General features: G+C 61.2%; 18 protein-coding genes. 17 read left to right on the forward strand and 1 reads right to left on the reverse strand.

Going from position 1 to position 19,896, the window contains the following annotated elements:
- Positions 1-24: 24 nt before the first annotated feature.
- The 3 genes from mutS to murJ all read left to right on the forward strand — a co-directional run bounded on the left by mutS (position 25) and on the right by murJ (position 7,270).
- Positions 25-2,760, forward strand: a complete 2,736-nt coding sequence (mutS, locus tag ACLBKR_RS00120) for a DNA mismatch repair protein MutS (RefSeq protein WP_414900175.1) — start codon at positions 25-27, stop codon at positions 2,758-2,760.
- A 96-nt stretch (positions 2,761-2,856) separates the two neighbouring features.
- Positions 2,857-5,685 carry a [protein-PII] uridylyltransferase gene (locus tag ACLBKR_RS00125; protein ID WP_113446965.1) on the forward strand — a complete coding sequence of 943 codons (2,829 nt, stop codon included), beginning with the start codon at positions 2,857-2,859 and terminating at the stop codon, positions 5,683-5,685.
- Between the two features lies 1 nt (position 5,686).
- Complete coding sequence (gene murJ / locus ACLBKR_RS00130) at positions 5,687-7,270, forward strand: murein biosynthesis integral membrane protein MurJ (protein WP_113486034.1); 1,584 nt, start codon at positions 5,687-5,689, stop codon at positions 7,268-7,270.
- 1 nt (position 7,271) lies between these two features.
- Here murJ and ACLBKR_RS00135 read toward each other — a convergent pair whose 3' ends face one another.
- A complete protein-coding gene (locus tag ACLBKR_RS00135) occupies positions 7,272-7,748 on the reverse strand; it encodes a DUF882 domain-containing protein (RefSeq protein ID WP_112827691.1) in 477 nt (158 codons plus the stop codon).
- A gap of 217 nt (positions 7,749-7,965) precedes the next feature.
- On the opposite strand from ACLBKR_RS00135, the gene ACLBKR_RS00140 reads away from it, so the two are divergent.
- From ACLBKR_RS00140 to ACLBKR_RS00205, 14 genes are all read left to right on the forward strand, one after another.
- Positions 7,966-8,361 carry a VOC family protein gene (locus ACLBKR_RS00140; RefSeq protein WP_113486035.1) on the forward strand — a complete coding sequence of 132 codons (396 nt, stop codon included), beginning with the start codon at positions 7,966-7,968 and terminating at the stop codon, positions 8,359-8,361.
- 103 nt (positions 8,362-8,464) lie between these two features.
- Positions 8,465-9,529, forward strand: a complete 1,065-nt coding sequence (trpS, locus tag ACLBKR_RS00145) for a tryptophan--tRNA ligase (protein ID WP_112827693.1) — start codon at positions 8,465-8,467, stop codon at positions 9,527-9,529.
- Between the two features lie 84 nt (positions 9,530-9,613).
- Positions 9,614-10,105: a universal stress protein gene (locus tag ACLBKR_RS00150; RefSeq protein WP_112827694.1), complete on the forward strand. Its 492-nt coding sequence runs from the start codon at positions 9,614-9,616 to the stop codon at positions 10,103-10,105.
- Between the two features lie 111 nt (positions 10,106-10,216).
- On the forward strand, positions 10,217-10,780 hold the full coding sequence (locus ACLBKR_RS00155; RefSeq protein ID WP_113338385.1) for a NifU family protein: 564 nt from the start codon (positions 10,217-10,219) through the stop codon (positions 10,778-10,780).
- Positions 10,781-10,802: 22 nt separating this feature from the next.
- Positions 10,803-11,453, forward strand: coding sequence for a tRNA (adenosine(37)-N6)-threonylcarbamoyltransferase complex dimerization subunit type 1 TsaB (tsaB, locus tag ACLBKR_RS00160; protein WP_113338384.1), 651 nt, complete (start codon positions 10,803-10,805; stop codon positions 11,451-11,453).
- A gap of 20 nt (positions 11,454-11,473) precedes the next feature.
- On the forward strand, positions 11,474-11,971 hold the full coding sequence (locus ACLBKR_RS00165; RefSeq protein WP_113338598.1) for a GNAT family N-acetyltransferase: 498 nt from the start codon (positions 11,474-11,476) through the stop codon (positions 11,969-11,971).
- A 42-nt stretch (positions 11,972-12,013) separates the two neighbouring features.
- The gene (locus tag ACLBKR_RS00170) at positions 12,014-12,442 is read left to right on the forward strand and encodes a Fur family transcriptional regulator (protein ID WP_112827698.1); all 429 of its coding nucleotides are present in this window, start codon (positions 12,014-12,016) and stop codon (positions 12,440-12,442) included.
- Between the two features lie 29 nt (positions 12,443-12,471).
- On the forward strand, positions 12,472-13,275 hold the full coding sequence (locus ACLBKR_RS00175; RefSeq protein WP_113338383.1) for a lysophospholipid acyltransferase family protein: 804 nt from the start codon (positions 12,472-12,474) through the stop codon (positions 13,273-13,275).
- Between the two features lie 43 nt (positions 13,276-13,318).
- A complete protein-coding gene (miaB, locus tag ACLBKR_RS00180) occupies positions 13,319-14,725 on the forward strand; it encodes a tRNA (N6-isopentenyl adenosine(37)-C2)-methylthiotransferase MiaB (protein WP_113338382.1) in 1,407 nt (468 codons plus the stop codon).
- Between the two features lie 40 nt (positions 14,726-14,765).
- Complete coding sequence (locus ACLBKR_RS00185; protein WP_113338381.1) at positions 14,766-15,821, forward strand: PhoH family protein; 1,056 nt, start codon at positions 14,766-14,768, stop codon at positions 15,819-15,821.
- Positions 15,822-15,838: 17 nt separating this feature from the next.
- A complete protein-coding gene (ybeY, locus tag ACLBKR_RS00190) occupies positions 15,839-16,345 on the forward strand; it encodes an rRNA maturation RNase YbeY (protein WP_112827702.1) in 507 nt (168 codons plus the stop codon).
- 12 nt (positions 16,346-16,357) lie between these two features.
- A complete protein-coding gene (locus ACLBKR_RS00195) occupies positions 16,358-17,536 on the forward strand; it encodes a hemolysin family protein (protein ID WP_414900183.1) in 1,179 nt (392 codons plus the stop codon).
- A 91-nt stretch (positions 17,537-17,627) separates the two neighbouring features.
- Entirely contained in the window at positions 17,628-19,223 is a 1,596-nt protein-coding gene (gene lnt / locus ACLBKR_RS00200; RefSeq protein ID WP_414900185.1) for an apolipoprotein N-acyltransferase, read from the forward strand.
- 147 nt (positions 19,224-19,370) lie between these two features.
- Positions 19,371-19,790, forward strand: coding sequence for a helix-turn-helix domain-containing protein (locus ACLBKR_RS00205; protein WP_112827705.1), 420 nt, complete (start codon positions 19,371-19,373; stop codon positions 19,788-19,790).
- The last annotated feature ends 106 nt before the right edge of the window (positions 19,791-19,896 follow it).

The following is a 19,896-nucleotide window of genomic DNA, read 5'->3' on the forward strand; positions in this document are numbered from 1 at the left end:
TCTTTTTCAAGAAAACTTTGGCCCGTGACGATCAATACCGCGCCCGCAAACGAAGTCTTTAATGCCGCCGAGCTTGCCTCCGAGGAAAGTCGCGCCTCCGCGACCCCGATGATGGAGCAATATATCGAGATCAAGGCGGCCAATCCGGACAGCCTGCTTTTTTACCGGATGGGGGATTTCTACGAACTGTTTTTCGAGGATGCCGTCGAGGCGTCCCGCGCGCTCGGTATCACGCTCACCAAGCGCGGCCAGCATCTCGGCTATGACATTCCCATGTGCGGCGTGCCGGTGCATGCGGCCGACGACTACCTGCAAAAGCTGATCGCGCGGGGCTTCCGCGTCGCCGTCTGCGAACAGGTCGAGGACCCTGCGGAAGCCAAGAAGCGCGGTTCGAAATCCGTCGTGCGCCGTGACGTCGTGCGCCTCGTCACTCCCGGCACGCTGACCGAAGAGAAGCTTCTGTCGCCATCCGAATCGAACTATCTGATGGCGCTTGCCCGCATCCGTGGCGGCTCGACGCCGCAGCTCGCGCTGGCCTGGATCGATATCTCGACCGGCATCTTCCGACTGGCCGAGTCGGAAGAAGGCCGGCTTCTCGCCGACATTCTCCGGATCGAGCCGCGTGAACTGATCGTGCCCGACACGCTGTTCCACGATCCCGAAATGAAGCCGGTCTTCGATGTGCTGGGGCGCGTGGTCGTGCCTCAGCCGGGCGTGCTGTTCGACAGCGCCACGGCTGAGACCCGTCTTGCCCGGTATTTCGGCGTTGGCACCCTTGATGGTTTCGGTTCCTTCAGCCGTGCCGAGATCGCAGCCGCGGCCGCTGCTGTCGCCTATGTCGAGAAGACCCAGATATCGGAGCGCCCCCCGCTCGGGCTTCCGGAGCGGCAAAGCGCGTCCTCGACGCTTTTCATCGATCCGGCGACGCGCGCCAATCTGGAGCTGGTCAAGACACTCTCCGGTGACCGTAACGGATCGCTCCTGAAGGCGATCGACCGTACGGTGACCGGTGGCGGTGCCCGCCTTCTGGCCGAGCGGCTGATGTCGCCGCTGACCGATCCCTCTGCCATTTCCGCTCGTCAGGATTCCATTGCTTTCATGCTGAGTGAATCGGCGCTGTGCGAACAACTGCATGACGCCTTGAAGGGGGTGCCGGACATGCCGCGGGCGCTTTCGCGGCTGGCGCTTGACCGTGGCGGGCCGCGCGATCTCGGCGCGATCCTGCAAGGTCTCGCTTCCGCCCGAGAAGTGGGCGAGCGACTGGCCGGTATGCCCCTGCCGGACGAACTCGCTGCTGCCGTCGCCGACCTCGCGGCGCTTCCCGTCTCCGTCGGCGAACTGCTCGCTTCGATGCTGGCGGACGATCTTCCCCTGCTGAAGCGTGATGGCGGATTCCTGAGGGAGGGTGCCGTTCCTGAACTCGACGAGGTCAGGGCGCTAAGGGATCAGTCGCGGCGTGTCATCGCCGGTCTCCAGCTGCAATATGCCGAGGAGACCGGCATCAAGTCGCTGAAGATCAAGCATAACAACGTACTTGGTTATTTCATCGAGGTGACCGCCGGAAACTCCGGCACGATGACGGAGGGAGAGGCCGCCAAGGCCCGCTTCATCCATCGCCAGACGATGGCGAGCGCCATGCGCTTCACCACGACCGAGCTTGCCGATCTCGAAAGCCGTATCGCCAATGCCGCGGGTCAGGCGCTCGCTATTGAACTCGAAGCCTTCGATCGTATGCTGGCGGCTGTCGTCGCCGCGGCCGAGCCGATCAAGGCGGCGGCCCGTGCGCTTGCAGTCATCGATGTCGCGGCAGGTCTTGCGACGCTCGCCGAGGAGCAGGGCTATTGCCGTCCGCTGGTCGACGACAGCCGCATGTTCGCAATCGTCGCCGGCCGGCATCCGGTGGTCGAACAGGCGCTGCGCCGGCAGGCGGCAAGCCCCTTCATAGCCAACGACTGCAACCTGTCCCCGGATGGATCTGACGATACCGGGGCGATCTGGCTGCTGACCGGCCCGAACATGGGTGGTAAGTCGACTTTCCTGCGCCAGAACGCGCTGATCGCCATCATGGCACAGATGGGCTCCTTCGTGCCGGCTGGCTCGGCCCATATCGGCGTCGTCGACCGGCTGTTTTCCCGTGTCGGTGCATCCGACGACCTCGCGCGCGGCCGTTCGACCTTCATGGTCGAGATGGTCGAGACGGCGGCGATCCTCAATCAGGCCACCGACCGGTCGCTGGTCATCCTTGATGAGATCGGCCGAGGCACGGCGACCTTCGACGGCCTGTCGATTGCCTGGGCGGCCGTTGAACACCTGCATGAGGTAAACCGCTGCCGGGCGCTTTTCGCCACCCATTTCCATGAGTTGACGGTGCTGTCGGAAAAGCTGCTCAGGCTTTCCAACGTCACCATGCGGGTCAAGGAATGGGACGGCGACGTGATCTTCCTGCATGAGGTCGGTCCGGGCGCCGCCGACCGATCCTACGGCATTCAGGTTGCGCGCCTTGCGGGCCTGCCGGCATCCGTTGTCTCCCGCGCCCGCGATGTGCTGAGCCGGCTGGAAGACGCCGACCGCAAGAACCCGGCAAGTTCGCTCATCGACGATCTGCCGCTGTTTCAGGTGGCGGTACGCCGCGAAGAGGCATCGAAGGCAGGCCCGTCCAAGGTGGAGGAGGCGTTGAAGGCCCTCGATCTCGACGACATGACACCGCGTCAGGCGCTCGAGGCGCTTTACGATCTCAAGAAACAACTTGGCAAGCCTTGAACGCTAATATGCTTGTCCGGTGCGCCGCAAAGGCGCTATAGCGCCATCCGTCGCCGCCTTGAAAAAGCCGGCAAGCCACGAAAGCCTGCAGCAATAATGGCCAAGACCGAATACGAACATGCGGATCTGATCGATATCGCCGCACTCAAGGCTGAGTGCGACACCATCGCCCGAACCCACGCCGGAAATCTCCTGGAAACGCGCGCCGCCTTGCTTCCCGTTTTGCGCAAGGCGAGCAGTGACGGTCGCGAGAAGGCGCGTGAACTCCTATTCAAGGACGGAAGCGGACTGAACTGCGCCCGGCGCATTTCCGACATCCAGGATCAGCTCGTTGCGGTGATCTTCGAGATCGCCATAACCCATGTCTATCCTGGCAGCGCCGATGGGATCGCGGTTTCTGCGGTCGGCGGTTATGGACGTGGCACGCTCGCGCCAGGCTCCGATATCGACCTGCTCTTCCTGATGCCCCAGAAGCTTTCCGATACCATGCACAAGGCGGTCGAGTTCATGCTCTATCTGCTGTGGGACATGGGCTTCAAGGTCGGTCACGCGACGCGCAGCATCGACGAATGCATCCGGCTTTCGAAGGGCGACATGACGATCCGCACCGCGATCCTCGAAACGCGCTTCGTCTGCGGCAAGGAGGATCTGGTCAGCGAACTGCATCGCCGTTTCGACCAGGAAGTAACAAACAATACGGCGCCGGAATTCATCGCCGCGAAGCTTGCCGAGCGCGATGAACGTCACCGCAAGGCCGGAGACAGCCGCTATCTCGTCGAACCCAATGTGAAGGAAGGCAAGGGCGGCCTGCGCGACCTTCAGACCCTTTTCTGGATCGCCAAGTACAAGTATCACGTCCGTGATTCCGGCGACCTGGTGCGCCTCGGCGTGCTGTCGCGGCAGGAATGGCACCTCTTCCAGAAGGCGGATGATTTCCTCTGGGCGGTGCGCTGCCATATGCACTACCTGACCGGCAAGCCGGAGGAGCGGCTTTATTTCGACATCCAGCCCGAGATTGCCCGCAACCTCGGCTATCAGGCTCGTCCGGGCCTCTCGGCCGTCGAGCGCTTCATGAAGCATTACTTTCTGATCGCCAAGGATGTCGGGGATCTCACCCGCATCTTCGCCGCGACGCTCGAGGAACAGCAGGCCAAGGCCGCGCCGGGCATTACCGCCGCAATCGGCCGCTTTGCCAACCGGCCGCGCAAGATCGCCGGAACGGTCGATTTCCTCGATGACCGCGGCCGGATCGCGCTCGCCCGGCCTGACGTCTTCAAGCGCGACCCGATTGCGATCATGCGGCTTTTCCACGTGGCCGATCTCAACGGCCTGGAGTTTCATCCGGATGCGCTGAAAGCCGTCACGCGCTCGCTGTCGCTGATCGATCATGAGTTCCGCGAGAACGAGGAGGCCAACCGTCTTTTCCTCGACGTCCTGACGTCACGCCGCGATCCGGGCTTCATCCTGCGGCGCATGAACGAGGCGGGCGTGCTCGGCCGCTTCATTCCCGAATTCGGCAAGATCGTCTCGATGATGCAGTTCAACATGTATCATCACTATACCGTCGATGAACACCTGATCCGCACGGTGGAAGTTCTGTCAGAGATCGATAAGGGCAAGGCCGAGGAGCTTCATCCTCTGGCCGCCAAGGTAATGCCCGCTATCGAGGAACGACAGGCGCTCTATGTCGCGGTGCTGCTCCACGACGTTGCCAAGGGGCGGCAGGAGGATCATTCGATTGCCGGCGCAAGGGTTGCACGCAAGCTCTGCCCGCGCTTCGGCCTGAACCCCAAGCAGACGGAGCTTGTCGCCTGGCTCATCGAACAGCATCTCCTGATGTCGATGGTGGCGCAGACCCGCGACCTGCACGACCGCAAGACGATCACCGACTTCGCCGAGAAGATCCAGTCGCTTGATCGGTTGAACATGATGCTGGTTTTGACCGTGTGCGATATCCGTGCTGTCGGCCCCGGTGTCTGGAACGGCTGGAAGGGCCAGCTTTTGCGCACGCTCTACTACGAAACGGAATTGCTGTTGTCTGGCGGCTTCTCCCAGGTGCCGCGCAAGGAACGCGCCCGCCATGCGGCGGAACAGCTTGCCCATGCGCTCGGCGGGTGGAGCCAGAAGGATCAGAAGCGCTATACCAAGCTGCACTACGAGCCCTATCTCCTGTCGGTTGCCCTGGAGGACCAGGTGCGCCACGCGCACTTCATTCGTCAGGCCGACAAGGCTGGGCAGGCGCTTGCAACCATGGTGCGCACGGACTCCTTCCACGCCATCACCGAGATCACCGTGCTGGCCCCCGACCATCCGCGTCTGTTGTCGGTCATTGCGGGCGCTTGCGCCGCAGCTGGCGCCAACATCGCCGATGCACAGATCTTCACGACCTCCGACGGGCGCGCGCTCGATACCATCATGGTCAACCGCGAGTTTCCGATCGATGAGGACGAGATGCGCCGCGCCGCGACCATCGGAAAGATGATCGAGGACGTTCTGTCGGGCAAGAAACGCCTGCCGGAAGTGATCGCCACCCGCAGCAAGGGCAAGAAGAAGAACAAGACCTTCCCCGTTCAGCCCGACGTTACCATTTCCAACAGCCTGTCCAACAAGTTCACTGTCGTCGAGGTCGAGTGCCTCGACCGTATCGGTCTTCTGGCCGAGATCACGGCCGTTCTGGCGGACCTTTCGCTCGACATTCACTCGGCGCGCATCACAACATTTGGCGAAAAGGTCATCGATACCTTTTATGTCACCGATCTGGTCGGTCAGAAGGTTACGAGCGAGAACCGTCAGGCGAGCATAGCCACGCGCCTCAAATCCGTCATGGCGGAACAGAATGACGAGCCGCGCGACCGCAGCGCGGCTCCTGCTGCCGGCGCGTCGCTTGCGCAGCCGCAGGCATTGCCGAAGAAAGCCCGGGCCTGAGATGAGCCTCGTCAAGAAATTCATGACCGTCGGCGGTGCGACGCTCGGTAGCCGCGTCTTCGGCTTTGCCCGCGAGACGTTGATGGCGGCAGCCCTCGGCACGGGACCGATGGCGGACGTCTTTTACGCCGCCTTCCGCTTTCCGAACCTGTTTCGCCGGCTTTTTGCCGAAGGGGCCTTCAACGCCGCATTCGTGCCGCTCTTCGCAAAGGAGATCGAGGCGAATGGCGTCGACGGCGCCAAGCGTTTCTCCGAAGAGGTCTTCGGCGTCCTTTTTTCCGTGCTGATGCTGATAACCATCGTCATGGAACTCGCCATGCCGTTTCTGGTGTCGTGGATCATCGCGCCGGGCTTCGTCGGCGACGACGCCAAGTTCTCGCTCACCGTGCGCCTCGCGGCGGTGATGTTTCCTTACCTGATGTGCATGTCTCTGACGGCGATGCTGAGCGGCATGCTGAACTCGCTGCATCATTTCTTCGCCGCCGCGATCGCCCCCGTCTTCCTCAACGTCATGATGATCGGCGCGTTGTTCTGGGCGCTTTATACCGGCTCAGATCCGGAGGCGACGGCCTGGTATCTCTCGTGGTCCGTGCTCGGCGCCGGCATTCTCCAACTCGCCGTGGTTTATGCCGGGGTTCGCCACGCCGGCATGAACATCGCCTTCAAGTTCCCGCGCGTTACCCCTAATGTGAAGCGGCTGCTGGTGTTGGCAATTCCCGCAGCCGTTACGGGCGGGATCACCCAGATCAACCAGATAATCGGGCAGGCGATCGCATCGGGCAAGGAAGGCGCCATCGCAGCGCTGCAATATGCCGATCGCATCTACCAATTGCCGCTCGGTGTCGTCGGGGTTGCCGTTGGCGTCGTTCTCCTGCCGGAACTTGCACGCGCGTTGAAGGCCGGCTTTATGAAGGAAGCCGCCAATACCCAGAACCGATCCATCGAGTTCGTGCTGTTCCTCACCTTGCCGGCGGCTGCCGCCCTTTGGGTGCTCTCCGACGAGATCATCCGGGTACTCTATGAACGTGGTGCGTTCTCGGAGCAGAACACCGCGGTCGTTGCCGGTATCCTTGCCATCTATGGCCTCGGCCTGCCGGGCTTCGTGCTCATCAAGGCGCTGCAGCCGGGCTTCTATGCGCGTGAGGATACGCGCACGCCGATGCGGTTCACCGGCATTTCTGTGGTCATCAACACGGCTCTTGCCGTCAGCCTCTTCCCGCTGATCGCCGAACGCGGCATCGCTGTCGCCGAAGCCGCTGCCGGCTGGACGAATACGCTGCTGCTGGGCGCAACACTTTATCGGCGCGGCCATCTCGAATGGGAATGGCCGCTGGTCGGGCGCACGCTGAGGCTTCTGGCTGCAGCGGCTTTGATGGCCGTTGTGCTGGTCTATCTTTCGGACCTGTGGTCCGGCTGGCTGACGCCGCAGTCGCCGCTTCTGACGCAAGTTACCGCTCTCGCCGGACTGATTGCTGTTGCCATGGCGGTTTATTTCGGCGTCGCTTTCGCCATCGGCGGAGCCAATCTCGGCATGCTGCGTCGGAACCTCAAGCGAAAGCCGAGCGCGGCCACGCCAGAGGCTTGAATCACGATTTCGTTCGAGGCTTCAGGTTGGCGAGGCTGCCCTTGCCACCGCCCCTGCCGCAATGGGCCCAGCGGCGCTTGGGCCCTATGTCGACATGCACCAGGCCGTTGCAGTATCGACCGATCCCGCCGATACCGGGCGCGCTCGCGGCCGCCAGGAGAATTCTCTTTTCCGAAACGCCGGGAATCCGGAAATCCGCAGCGTGGCAATGCCGGTGTTGTGAGCGGCCGGAACGGGGCCGATGTCCCGACGTGATGATAAGCCGCCGTCCGGTCTGTCGGGCGATATGGGCAAGGATCACCCGCAGGCTTTTTGGAAAGCAACTGGCCCGAACGCTGATCCGTTGCAGCGTATAGGCGGCCGTGTAATCGTGTTTCAATGTGGTGGTCCGGTTTTTCCGGGTCTCCCCGGCATTGACGTCGACTTGCGTCGTGAGTGTCATGAGGCAGGCAAGCATGACGCGAATGACCGTGCGCATGGCATCCCCCTGAAAAATGGCGTCCGTAGTCGGAGCCGATTTCGGAGGTGGCAATTTCATTTCGGAATATGGAAAAAATGTGGAACACAATACCACGAATTAGGATTAGCTATTTCTTGTGTCAAGTTATGTCAAATGCTTGCCGGAATGCGTGTCTTTCGAGTTGATGGAGCACCATCCGTGCGGCATGGTTCGGCCTCCCGTTCCGGAGTTTTCCATGTCTGGCCAATCGCTCTTTCTCGTCACTATCGTCGTTGATGACTATGACCGCGCCAAGGCGTTTTATTGCGGATGTCTCGGTTTCGAATGCCTGGAGGACAAGGACCTGCCCGGCGCCAAGCGATGGGTGGTGGTGAGGCCGGCAGGCGGCGAAGGCGCTGCCCTGTTGCTGGCGAAGGCCGATGGGGATGCACAGTTTGCCGCCATCGGTAACCAGACGGGCGGTCGCGTCGGCTTCTTCCTGAAGACTGACGATTTCGTCCGGGATCATGCGTCCTTTTGTGCCGCCGGCGTGACTTTCCTCGAGGCGCCGCGTCATGAACCTTACGGCACCGTCGCCGTTTTCCGGGATCTCTACGGAAACCACTGGGATCTCATAGAACACGCCGGCTGATCGCCATCCAACGAGCCCCTTGATTGCCGGTTCGCGGCGGTGCATAAGCCCAACGTATTTCGATCGACAGATCGGGCCCTCCACCAGCCTGTTGAGGACAATCATGGGTGAGTTCAAGCCGCTGGTTTTCTCCGGCGTTCAGCCGACCGGCAACCTTCATCTCGGCAACTATCTCGGCGCTATCAGGAAATTCGTAGCCCTTCAGGAAAACAACGACTGCATCTATTGCGTCGTCGACCTGCACGCATTGACTGCGCAGCTCGTTCACGAAGACATGCCGGGCCAGATCCGTTCGATCACCGCCGCCTTCCTGGCGAGCGGCATCGACCCGAAGAGCCATATCGTCTTCAATCAGTCGGCCGTGCCGCAGCATGCGGAACTTGCCTGGATCTTCAATTGCGTTGCTCGCATCGGCTGGATGAACCGCATGACGCAGTTCAAGGACAAGGCCGGCAAGGACCGTGAGCAGGCCTCGCTCGGTCTTTATGCCTATCCGAGCCTGATGGCGGCCGACATCCTTGTCTACCGTGCCACCCACGTTCCGGTGGGCGAGGACCAGAAGCAGCACCTCGAATTGACCCGCGATATCGCGATGAAGTTCAACCTTGACTTCATGGACCATATCCGCCGGGCCGGCCAGGGCATCGACATCACGGTCGGCGACGAACCCGTTCATGCCTATTTCCCGATGGTGGAGCCGCTGATCGATGGCCCGGCGCCGCGTGTCATGAGCCTGAAGGACGGCACCAAGAAGATGTCGAAGTCGGACCCGTCCGACCTCTCCCGCATCAACCTGATGGACGATGCCGAGGCGATCTCCAAGAAGATCCGCAAGGCGAAGACCGATCCGGACGCGCTTCCGAGCGAAACGGAGGGGCTGAAGGGTCGTCCGGAAGCCGACAACCTGGTCGGTATTTTTGCAGCGCTTGCCGACAAGTCCAAGGAGGACGTGCTGAAGGATTTCGGCGGTCAGCAGTTCTCGGTTTTCAAGCCGGCGCTGGTGGATCTTGCGGTGGAGGTGTTGTCGCCGATCAGCGCCGAGATGCGCAGGCTGATGGCCGATCCCGCCCACATCGACAGCATCCTGCGCGACGGTGGCGAACGGGCGCGGGCGCGGGCCGAGAAAACCATGAACGAAGTCCGCGACATTATCGGCTTCGTGAAGTAAAGTCCCGACGAGTCACGCGGCCGTTCGACCGGAGCCGGCCGCGGACAGGGTGGAAGATAAACTGATCCGGCGGCGGGGTCCTGAATGGTTTCAACACGGCTTTCACGCCTTGAGGGTCACCGCCGCAAGTTCATGGCGGTGATCGACAATACGCCGGAATGCTCGCGCGCCGTGCACTATGCCGGTCGCCGCGCCAAGAACTCCAACGGCGGCCTCGTGCTGATCTACGTCATTCCGGAAGGTGACTTCCAGCAATGGCTTGGTGTCGAGGAGATCATGAGGGCCGAGGCGCGCGAGGAGGCGGAGGCCGTGATGGCGAAGGCCGCCCAGACCGTGCGCGAGACGATCGGCATCGAGCCCGAGATCGTTATCCGTGAAGGCAGTGCGGCAGCGCAAATCAACGCGCTTATCGAGGAGGACCGCGATATCGCGATTCTCGTTCTGGCGGCCGGTTCGACCAAGGAGGGGCCGGGACCGCTGGTTTCGATGATCGCAGGTCGCGGCGCGGCATTTCCGATTCCGGTGACTGTCCTGCCGGATTCACTGACGGACGAGGAAATCGACGCCCTCTGCTAGGGAAGATGGCAATCGTCAAATCTCACTTGAAGCGGCCTCCCATCGGGCCTATCTTCTTTTGAAGAATTCTAATTTTATCGGCGATGCGTAAAACGTCGCCCGGAGGTTCAAATGTTCATCCAGACGGAAGCCACGCCGAACCCGGCGACCCTGAAGTTCCTGCCCGGCAAGGTGGTGATGGAAAGCGGTACCGCCGAGTTTCGCGATGTCGACAGCGCCGCGGTTTCCCCGCTCGCCGCTCGGCTGTTCGATATTCCCGGTGTGACCGGTGTCTTCTTCGGCTACGATTTCGTGACCGTCACCAAGGATGGCCCGGAATGGCAACATCTGAAGCCCGCCATACTCGGTACGATCATGGAGCACTTCATGAGCGGCGCCAAGGTTATGGGCTCGGTCGCCGCGCCCGACGAAACCGATGCGGATGGCGAATTCTTCGACGCGGGCGATGAGACCATCGTCGCGACGATCAAGGAACTGCTTGAAACGCGCGTCCGTCCTGCCGTTGCCCAGGACGGCGGCGACATCACCTTCCGCGGTTTCAAGAACGGCAAGGTCTATCTGAACATGAAGGGCGCCTGCTCAGGCTGCCCATCCTCGACTGCCACGCTGAAGCATGGCGTGCAGAACCTGCTGCGGCACTTCGTGCCGGAAGTGCAGGAAGTCGAGGCGGTCTGATACGGGCCGGCAGGGGGAGGAGATGATCGTTCTGGCGATCGATACGGCGGGCGTCGATTGTTCCGCCGCGATCTATGACAGCAGTAAGGGCGAGATCCTGGGGACTGCGACCGAAACACTCGGTCGGGGCCATGCGGAGCATCTGATGCGCATGATCGATGAGGCGCTCGCCCAGGCCTCGCTTTCTCTCGATGAGATCGACCGTATCGCAGTCACGATCGGTCCCGGGTCGTTCACCGGTATCCGGGTGGGCGTGGCGACCGCTCGGGGCCTTGCCTTGGCCTTGGGTGTCGAGGCCGTCGGCGTCTCGACGCTCGCCGTTATCGCCGGCGCAAGCGGCGAGACGAGCAAACCCGTGCTGGCGGCGATGGATGCCAAGCGCGACGAGATCTATCTCCAGGCATTCTCGATTGCAGGCGATCCGCTCGACAAGGCACGTATCGAAAGCCTCAACACCTTCCTGGCCCTTGCGCGAGGTGGGGCCTATCATGTCGTCGGTTCGGCGGAAGCTCTGGCACACGATCCCGCAGCACCAACGTCGCCGGATCATTTTCCGATCGAAATCGTCGCCCGTCTCGGGGCTGAAACCGAAGCGACGACATCGCCGAAACCCCTTTATCTGCGTGGCCCCGATGCCAAGCCGCAGGCCGGCTTTGCGGTTGCCAGAACATGAAATCCCAGGGCATCAGATCAATGCGCGATACCTATTTCTACCGTCCGCCTGAGTTCGAGATCGTACCTATGACCGCGGAGCATTGCGCCGAGGTCGCCGGTCTCCATGCCCAGCGGTTTGCCCGGCCGTGGAACGACGGTGAATTTCTGAGCCTGCTGCTGCAGCCGAGTTCCTTCGGTTTTGTCATGTGGCAAACCAATACGCTGATCTTCAAGGCCCCGCTGGCCGGATTCGTGCTGGCCCGAGAGGTTGCCGGCGAGGCCGAGATCCTGACGATTGCCGTCAATGAAAAGACCGCCCGGTTCGGCCTGGGCTGGCGGCTGATGCAGGCAGCGATGCGCGAGGCGAGAAGTCGCGGCGGGGAAACCATGTTCCTCGAGGTTGATGATGGCAATGCGCCCGCTCTCGGCCTTTACCGAAAGCTCGGCTTTGAAAGGGCAGGCGAACGGCCGGCATATTATGCCGATGAAAATGGTCGGCGGTCGTCGGCGCTTGTCATGCGCCGCGATCTTCGCTAGTTCCGTTCGATCGTTACCCTTGTGCGAAGAGAACCCGGGGCCATGAACGACACTCCGAAATCGCTGGAAGCGTTGTGTGCCGAACGGGGCATGCGCATGACCGAACAGCGCCGCGTTATCGCGCGCATATTGGAAGAATCGGCGGATCATCCCGATGTCGAGGAACTTTACCGGCGTTCGGTGAAGGTCGACGGCCGCATTTCCATTTCTACCGTCTACCGCACGGTGAAGCTGTTCGAGGATGCCGGCATCATCGAACGTCACGATTTTCGCGATGGCCGCTCGCGGTACGAAACGGTTCCCGAGGAGCATCACGATCATCTGATCGACCTGAAGAATGGCGATGTCATCGAGTTCCACTCACCGGAAATCGAGGCATTGCAGGAGCGCATCGCCCGTGAACATGGCTTCAAGCTCGTCGGCCATCGCCTTGAGCTCTATGGTGTGCCGATCGCCAAGGACGAAGGCTGAGCGATGAACTCCCGCCCGGAGGCTGCGGCTTGATCGACTGGTTGCGCATTGTCGTCACCATGACCATTCTGGCGATCGTGACGCTCGTTCTGGCTCCTGTCCAGGTCCTGGCCCTTGCCTTCGACTGGAGGCTGCGACGGCGGCTTCCGCGGCTCTGGCATCGCATTGCCTGCCGCATGCTTGGCATCCGTATTCATGTCCACGGCGCGATCGACCGCCGACGTCCTTTGATGCTCGCCGCCAATCATGCCTCGTGGAAGGACATCCTCGTCCTGGGCGCATTGGCCGATGTCGTCTTCATCGCCAAGACCGAAGTGGCGTCCTGGCCGGTCTTCGGAACCCTGGCCAAGCTGCAGAAGAGCATATTCGTGGTTCGCGAGGAGCGGCGCCGCACCGGCGACCAGGTGAACGAGATTGCCTCCCGCATGGCGGATGGCGAGATCGTCGTGCTCTTCCCGGAAGGAACCACATCTGACGGAAACCGCGTCCTGGAGGTGAAGACATCGCTCTTCGGAGCGGCGGCAGTTGCGCTGCCGCTTGCTCCCGAAGGCGTCGTGCATGTGCAGCCGGTGGCGATTGCCTATACCCGCGTGCAGGGCCTGCCCATGGGGCGCTACCATCGCCCTATCGCCGGATGGCCGGGCGATGTGACGCTTCTGCCCCATCTCATGGGCGTGTTGAAAGCCGGTGCCCTCGATGTGGACGTCAGCTTCGGCGAGACATATGATTACCGCGATGGCAGCAACCGCAAGCATCTCGCCGCCTTCGTCGAAAGCCGCATGCGCAGGATGCTGCTTGCCCGCCTGCGCGGACGGCCGCGGCACGATGCGTGATTTTTCGGTTTTATCGACGCACAAAAACCACTAAATAGCCGGCATGACCCAGGATATCGCCATTTCCGCCGTTTCCGACCTTCCGGAAGCCGGCGCAGCCGCAGCATCGCGCAAGGTCTTCATCAAGACCTATGGTTGCCAGATGAACGTCTACGACTCCGGCCGCATGACCGATGCGCTGGCCGCCGAAGGCTATGTCGCGACGGAGGAAATGGAAGAGGCGGATCTCGTCCTGCTCAACACCTGCCACATCCGAGAAAAAGCTGCTGAAAAGGTTTATTCCGCGCTCGGCCGTCTGCGCGAGACCAAGAAGGCACGCGCCGCCGAAGGCCGCGAGTTCATGATCGGCGTAGCCGGTTGCGTTGCTCAGGCCGAAGGCGAGGAAATCTCCCGACGTGAACCTGCTGTCGACGTGGTGATCGGCCCGCAGACCTATCATCGCCTGCCACAGGCTCTGAAGCGCGCCCGCACGGGCGAGCGCGTGGTCGATACGGAATATGCGCTGGAAGACAAGTTCGAGCACCTTCCCGATCCGAAGAAGGCAAAGACCGGCCCGCGCAACGTCACCGCGTTCCTGACTGTGCAGGAAGGCTGCGATAAGTTTTGCACCTTCTGCGTCGTTCCCTATACGCGTGGCTCTGAGGTTTCTCGGCCGCTCGCACAGATCGTTGGAGAAGCGGAAAAGCTCGTTGCCACCGGCGTGCGGGAACTCACTTTGCTCGGCCAGAACGTCAACGCTTGGCATGGCGTCGATGCCGCGGGGCGGGAGTTGGGCCTTGGCGATCTCCTTTACCGGCTGGCGGAGATTCCGGGACTGGCCCGCCTGCGCTATACCACCAGCCATCCCCGCGACATGGACGACCGGCTGATCGAGGCGCACCGCGATCTCAGGATGCTGATGCCTTATCTGCATTTGCCAGTTCAGTCGGGATCGGACCGTATCCTGAAGGCGATGAACCGCCGTCATAAGGCCGCCGAATATCTTGCCCTGATCGAGCGCATTCGCGCGGCCCGTCCGGACATCGCCCTTTCAGGTGATTTCATCGTCGGCTTCCCCGGCGAGACGGAAGAAGACTTCGAAGCGACGCTCGAACTCGTCCGCAAGGTCGGTTATGCACAGGCTTATTCGTTCAAGTATTCGACCCGTCCGGGAACCCCCGGAGCCGATCTCCCCGATCAGGTACCGGAGGATGTGAAGACCGAAAGGCTTGCGCGACTGCAGGATTTGCTGCTCCGGCAGCAGCAGGAATTCGCCCGCTCCTTGATTGGCGAGACAATCGACCTACTTTTGGAGAAGCCGGGACGGATGCCGGGACAGCTGATCGGACGCTCTCCATGGCTGCAGTCTGTGAATGTTGATGCAAAGTCATCGCAAATCGGTGACATTATAAAGGTACGAATCACCGCAGCCGGCCCAAACAGCTTGTTTGCCGAGGTGGCAGAGAGTTAGAGTGAGGGCCTGATACCTGATCGAGCAGGAGCCTTATCGCTTGAACGCACAAGAAGTGATTTCTTCACCTTCGCGCAACACCCGCACCGCTGCGACCGACGCCAATCACTTCATCTTGACGTTCGAGAACAATCGCTTTGCCAGCGAACTGTTCGGGCAATTCGATCAGCACCTCAAATTGCTGGAGCAGCGCCTCCAGGTCGACGCGCGAGCGCGGGGCAATTCCGTATCCATTTCCGGTGATTTGGTCGCCACCAATCAGGCGCGCAGGGCTCTCGATTTCCTCTATGCCCGGCTTCAGAGCGGCGGCACGGTGGAAATTTCCGATGTGGAAGGAGCCATCCGTATGGCGGTTGCCGCCGACGATCAACTGACGCTGCCGACGATGGAGCGCAAGGCCAAACTGACGATGGCGCAGATCTCCACGCGCAAGAAGACGATTGCAGCGCGTACTCCGACCCAGGATGCCTACATGCGGGCGTTGGAGCGTTCCGAACTGGTGTTTGGCGTCGGCCCGGCCGGTACCGGCAAGACCTATCTGGCTGTGGCACATGCCGCCCAGTTGCTGGAGCGCGGCCTGGTCGATCGGATCGTGCTGTCGCGCCCGGCCGTCGAGGCCGGCGAGCGCCTGGGCTTCCTGCCGGGCGATATGAAGGAAAAGGTCGATCCCTATCTGCGGCCCCTCTACGATGCGCTTTACGACATGATCCCGGGCGATAAGGTCGAGCGGGCGATTACCGCCGGCGTCATCGAAATCGCGCCTCTCGCCTTCATGCGCGGCCGCACGCTTTCCAACGCCGCGGTCATCCTCGACGAGGCCCAAAACACCACCTCGATGCAGATGAAGATGTTCCTGACCCGTCTCGGCGAGAACGCCCGCATGATCGTGACCGGCGACCCGAGCCAAGTGGACCTGCCGCGGGGCGTGACCTCCGGTCTGGTCGAGGCCCTGCAGATCCTGAAGGGTGTCGAAGGCGTCTCCGTCGTGCGGTTCAAGGATGTCGATGTGGTGCGACATCCGCTGGTCGGACGTATCGTTAAGGCCTATGATGCCCAGTATGCGGTGCACGAAGAAAGCGAAAAGATCGACCTTTAAGGTCGAAACGACACCTGATGCAGTTGCTGGACATACAGATATCGATCGAAACGGAAGGTTGGCCGACGGAAGACGTGCTGGAGGCCATGGCCTCTCGAGTGCTCGGCACGGCAGCGGATTTCCTCCGCGACGAGGAGAAGCAACCCTTCCCCGCCATGCCGGTGGAGGTGTCGCTTGTCTTCTGCGACGACGAGACGATCCGGGACATCAATGCAGAGTGGCGTAGCCAGGACAAGCCGACCAACGTACTTTCCTTTCCGGCCTTTCCGCTGGTACCGGGCGGCAAGCCCGGTCCCATGCTGGGTGATATCATCATAGCGCGGGAAACTGTGGCGCGGGAGGCAGTCGATCTCGGCAAGAGCTTCGAGGAGCATCTGACGCATCTCATGGTGCACGGATTCCTGCATCTTTTCGGTTATGACCACATGGAAGAGCAGGAGGCGGAAAGAATGGAGTCTCTGGAGACTCGCATTTTGGCCTCACTTGGCTTATCTGATCCCTATGCGGGGCAGGACCCGCTTTGATAGTCAGGACCAATGAACGATTTTTCGACGAAAGTGGCCGCAGAGGCCGATGAAGGGTCGGAGGGTTCCTCTTCGGACGAAGGCAGTAGTCCTTCGCGGCCGGAGACGCCCGGCCGACAACGCAACTCGATTTGGGCGCGTGCCGTACGCATCCTCAGGCCGAGCCAGGCATCGAGCCTGCGTGAAGACCTGACGGATGCGTTGAAGGAAGACGCCGTCACCAGCGAAGTGTTCACCCCCGACGAACGGGCGATGCTGAACAACATACTTCGCTTCCGGGAGGTCCGGGTCGAGGACATCATGGTGCCGCGTGCCGATATTGAGGCCGTGGACCAGAATGTCAGCATCGGCGAATTGATGACCATCTTCGAGGTCTCCGGTCGCTCGCGCATGCCGGTCTACAGTGAAACGCTCGATGACCCGCGCGGCATGGTGCATATCCGCGACCTTCTCTCCTATGTGACGAAACAGGCCCGTAACAAGCGGCGCAACGGCAACGGATCGAGTGAGCCCGGTTCCGAGGCGACGGGAAAGGCCGATAAACCTGCTCGTGGTGCCAAGGCCGATTTCGACCTCGGCCGCGTTGATCTTTCCAAGACAGTCGCGGAAGCCGGGATCGTGCGGTCGATCCTGTTTGTACCGCCATCCATGCTCGCTTCCGACCTCCTCAGCCGGATGCAGGCGGCGCGCACGCAGATCGCCCTGGTGATCGATGAATATGGCGGCACGGACGGCCTCGTTTCCCACGAGGACATCGTCGAGATGGTCGTCGGAGACATCGATGACGAGCACGATAACGACGAGGCCATGTTCACGCGCACGTCCGACGACGTGTTCGTCGCCGATGCGCGCGTGGAGCTTGAGGAGATCGCGGAAGCGATCGGCCCCGATTTCGACGTGCGCGATCAGATCGACGAAGTCGACACGCTGGGTGGGCTGATTTTCTCCGCCCTTGGTCGGATTCCCGTGCGCGGAGAGGTCGTGCAGGCCCTTCCGGGTTTTGAATTCCTGATTCTCGACGCCGATCCGCGCCGTATCAAGCGGATACGCATCACTCGCAAACGGCCCCAGGTACGCCGCCGCGCCAAGGCGGAGACGGAAACCGCCGCAGCCGTGACTGGCGGATCGAAGTCGGCGAACGCGTCACCCGGCGCGGAAGGTTCGCCGACGGACACCAGCGTCGCATCCTGACGCTCCCGTCCTCAAACGACGGGACAACTCCCGCGAATTTTGGGAGACTGCCCGCGCCGTGATTCGCACGGCGCGAGGCGAGGGAGAAAGCATGGAGAGGCTGGCGGGCAGGATCATGCTGCTCTGGGGCGTCAGGCGTGCCCTTTTGGCAATCGTCGCAGGCGCGATCGGCGCCCTGGCTTTGCCGCCCATAGGGTTCTTCGCTGCCCTCTTCGTTTCATTTACCTTGCTGGTCTGGTTGCTTGACGGGGTGACCGGAAATCCCGACCGAAGGCACTCGTTCGGCCTGCGCTCCGCTTTTCTGACCGGCTGGTTATTCGGCTTCGGCTATTTCGTCGCCGGACTGTGGTGGCTTGGAAACGCCCTGCTAGTGGAGGCCGACGAGTTCGCTTGGGCGCTGCCGCTCGCCATCGTCGGTCTGCCGGCCGTGCTCGCAATCTTCTATGGTCTGGCGACGCTGGTCGCCCGGCTTCTCTGGTCGGACGGCTGGGGGCGCCTTGCCGCGCTTGCCGTGGGCTTCGGTCTTGCCGAGTGGTTGCGCGGTTTCGTGGCAACGGGGTTCCCTTGGAATGCCATCGGCTATGGAGCGATGCCGATCCCGCTGATGATGCAGTCGGCTCATGTGATCGGTGTGCTCGGCGTGACGACACTTGCCGTTTTCGCCTTTTCCGCACCGGCGCTGATCGGCACGCGCAAGGGCATGGTGCCGGGACTGGCGGTCGCTGCCTTGCTGCTGGCGGCCCATCTCGGATACGGAGCCTGGCGCCTGTCCCTGCCGGTGGAGAACCGCCCGGACACCGCCAGCCTGAATATTCGTCTGGTGCAGCCGGTCGTCGATCAGGCGCGGAAGATCGAAAACGTCGAACGGGTCGAGATATTCAACGAGCATCTGGCGCTTTCGGCCCAGCCGTCAGCGCCTGGAAAGCCCAGGCCGGATATCATCGTCTGGCCGGAAACCTCCGTGCCCTTCATCCTGACCGAAAACCCGGATGCTCTGGCACGCATTGGCGACCTGCTCCAGGACGGACAGGTGCTGATTACCGGCGCCGTCCGGTCCGAGGACCGTGGAGCCGGTCTTGCGCCGCGTTATTACAATTCCGTCTATCTGATCGACGACAAGGGGCAGATGCTGGCGGCCTCGGACAAGGTGCACCTCACGCCTTTCGGTGAATATGTGCCCTACGAGGACATCCTGCGCCGCTTGGGCTTCGACAATGTTATCAGCCTGCCGGGCGGCTTCTCGGCGGCTTCCCAGCGCTCGATGCTGACCCTGCCTTCGGGGATCGGCCTTTATCCCTTGATCTGCTACGAGATCATCTTTCCGGACGAATGGACGGATGATCTCCGCGAGGCGAAAGCCCTGTTGAACATCACCAATGACGCCTGGTTCGGTGTCAGCCCCGGTCCCTATCAACACTTTCTGCAAGCCAGAATTCGCGCCGTTGAGACCGGTCTCCCCCTCATTCGGGACGCCAATAACGGCATTTCGGCGCTAATCGACCCCTACGGCCGTATTCTTTCGGGACTGGCGTTGAATTCACGTGGCGTCGTGGATTCAACCATAAGTGTGGAATCTGTCCCGGAACGATACAGAATGTCGACGAGACACAACTTTTGGTATGTATTTTTTGCCATCACTGCGATAGCTGCAATTTCACGCGCAGGTTTTATTTTCGGAAAGAATTGACCAAAAACCCCTAAAATTGCATAGTGGATAAGGTCATAAGTCTCTACGTATGCTTAAAGTTCGGCGATGGCGAATACAACGTCTCGTTATGGCTTCCCTGGGACGAAAGGTTTATGATTAGTATGCAATCATCATCAGGATCAAAACATGATCGAGAATAAGAAGAAGCCGAACCCGATTGACATCCATGTCGGCAGCCGGATTCGTCTTCGCCGCACAATGCTGGGCATGAGTCAGGAAAAGCTGGGCGAAAGCCTCGGCATCACCTTTCAGCAGATCCAGAAATACGAAAAGGGCACCAACCGTGTCGGCGCGAGCCGGCTGCAGAATATTTCCAGTATTCTCAACGTTCCCGTGTCTTTCTTCTTCGAGGACGCTCCGGGCGAACAGTCGACCGGTGCTTCGGGCATGGCGGAAGCGTCGAGTTCGAACTATGTGGTGGACTTCCTTTCTTCTTCGGAAGGTCTCCAGCTGAACCGTGCATTCGTGAAGATTTCCGATCCCAAGGTGCGTCGCAAGATCGTCGATCTGGTGAAGGCGCTTGCAGCCGAGGCAGATGCCGACTGAGCCTGGTTTCAGTCGTGTTGAAAGAGAGCGGCCCTGAGGCCGCTTTTTTTCTGTCTTCAAGGTGGCGCTTGCTCACATAAAGATATATTTATGTCGTTGTGCGCTT

It is taken from the genome of Paenirhizobium cremeum (genome assembly GCF_047553425.1).
Taxonomy (GTDB): Bacteria; Pseudomonadota; Alphaproteobacteria; order Rhizobiales; family Rhizobiaceae; genus Allorhizobium; species Allorhizobium cremeum.

Excerpts from the sequence above, each read along its gene's own strand:
- ybeY (WP_112827702.1), top strand. The coding sequence starts at position 15,839 with ATGCAGTTGCTGGACATACAGATATCGATCGAAACGGAAGGTTGGCCG.
- ACLBKR_RS00170 (WP_112827698.1), top strand. The coding sequence starts at position 12,014 with ATGAACGACACTCCGAAATCGCTGGAAGCGTTGTGTGCCGAACGGGGC.
- miaB (WP_113338382.1), top strand. The coding sequence starts at position 13,319 with ATGACCCAGGATATCGCCATTTCCGCCGTTTCCGACCTTCCGGAAGCC.
- ACLBKR_RS00205 (WP_112827705.1), top strand. The coding sequence starts at position 19,371 with ATGATCGAGAATAAGAAGAAGCCGAACCCGATTGACATCCATGTCGGC.
- ACLBKR_RS00135 (WP_112827691.1), bottom strand. The coding sequence starts at position 7,748 with ATGCGCACGGTCATTCGCGTCATGCTTGCCTGCCTCATGACACTCACG.
- tsaB (WP_113338384.1), top strand. The coding sequence starts at position 10,803 with ATGATCGTTCTGGCGATCGATACGGCGGGCGTCGATTGTTCCGCCGCG.
- ACLBKR_RS00155 (WP_113338385.1), top strand. The coding sequence starts at position 10,217 with ATGTTCATCCAGACGGAAGCCACGCCGAACCCGGCGACCCTGAAGTTC.
- lnt (WP_414900185.1), top strand. The coding sequence starts at position 17,628 with ATGGAGAGGCTGGCGGGCAGGATCATGCTGCTCTGGGGCGTCAGGCGT.
- ACLBKR_RS00150 (WP_112827694.1), top strand. The coding sequence starts at position 9,614 with ATGGTTTCAACACGGCTTTCACGCCTTGAGGGTCACCGCCGCAAGTTC.
- ACLBKR_RS00195 (WP_414900183.1), top strand. The coding sequence starts at position 16,358 with ATGAACGATTTTTCGACGAAAGTGGCCGCAGAGGCCGATGAAGGGTCG.
- murJ (WP_113486034.1), top strand. The coding sequence starts at position 5,687 with ATGAGCCTCGTCAAGAAATTCATGACCGTCGGCGGTGCGACGCTCGGT.
- ACLBKR_RS00125 (WP_113446965.1), top strand. The coding sequence starts at position 2,857 with ATGGCCAAGACCGAATACGAACATGCGGATCTGATCGATATCGCCGCA.
- ACLBKR_RS00165 (WP_113338598.1), top strand. The coding sequence starts at position 11,474 with ATGCGCGATACCTATTTCTACCGTCCGCCTGAGTTCGAGATCGTACCT.
- ACLBKR_RS00140 (WP_113486035.1), top strand. The coding sequence starts at position 7,966 with ATGTCTGGCCAATCGCTCTTTCTCGTCACTATCGTCGTTGATGACTAT.
- trpS (WP_112827693.1), top strand. The coding sequence starts at position 8,465 with ATGGGTGAGTTCAAGCCGCTGGTTTTCTCCGGCGTTCAGCCGACCGGC.